Source organism: Glutamicibacter sp. AGC84 (assembly GCF_053543575.1).
In genome coordinates, this window is the sequence record NZ_JBLVOC010000006.1 from 38,577 (window position 1) to 39,425 (window position 849).

The following is an 849-nucleotide window of genomic DNA, read 5'->3' on the forward strand; positions in this document are numbered from 1 at the left end:
CCCCCCCCAGCTCTGTTAAGGTCTCGTTCTCTGCCTGTGCGGACTACTTGGCGTTGAAGTACTCCTTGGCCAGCAGGCCCATGATGATCTTGTCGTGGAACGACCCATCGTGGAATCCAGCCTGGCGCACCCGGCCCTCTTCGCGGAATCCTGCGCGGTTGAAGGTGCGCAGTGCGCGCTCGTTGTACGCCCAGGCGTTCAAGCCGATGCGGTTCAGGCCCATCTCGCGGAAGCCGTAGTCGATGATCATCTTGGTGGCCATGGTGCCATAGCCTTGGCCCACATTTGAACCACCGATCATGATCATCAATTCGGCCGAACGGGCCGGCGCGTTGTAGTCGTACAAAGCGGTGTGCCCGATCAGCGTGTCATCGGGAAGCGTGATGGAAAGTCCCACGCCGTCGGTGGTGCCACGGTTGACGCTGCGCGATTTGAAGAGTTCTGCGGCTTCGGTGATCGGGTGGGGAAGTACCAGGTTGCCCTGCAGGGCCATGAATTCTGGGCTATTCCACCATTGGGTGAGGAACGCAAGATCTTCCTCTTGTAGTTCACGGAGCCGAAGGTGTTCGGAAATCAGCAGGTTGATTCCGTAGTCCTGGGCATTTTCTGTGTTCCATATGTCACTTGCCATGCTTCTAATCTACCGGGTCTAGCTGGGCAGTATCCGGAAGATCGTTGACGGCGAACCCTTTCCGGCCTTGCCGATGGCCGTTTTGACGCGGATCGAAGGCCGAAGCGGGATGTCTTGGCGCCGGTGGCGCGCCGGGGTGCAACAAGCAGTGGCACAAGGCCGGCCGACCTGGTTGGCGGCGGGGTGGGGGAGCGCCAGGAACAGCACTGCGGGGGCCC

General features: G+C 60.5%; 2 protein-coding genes. Both read right to left on the reverse strand.

Going from position 1 to position 849, the window contains the following annotated elements:
- Positions 1-43: 43 nt before the first annotated feature.
- Positions 44-631 (reverse strand): GNAT family N-acetyltransferase, encoded by a 588-nt coding sequence (locus ACNPN0_RS04095; protein ID WP_332489126.1) that lies wholly within the window; start codon positions 629-631, stop codon positions 44-46.
- An 18-nt stretch (positions 632-649) separates the two neighbouring features.
- A partial coding sequence (locus ACNPN0_RS04100) for a hypothetical protein (protein WP_448937284.1) occupies positions 650-849 on the reverse strand: 200 nt, incomplete at its 5' end.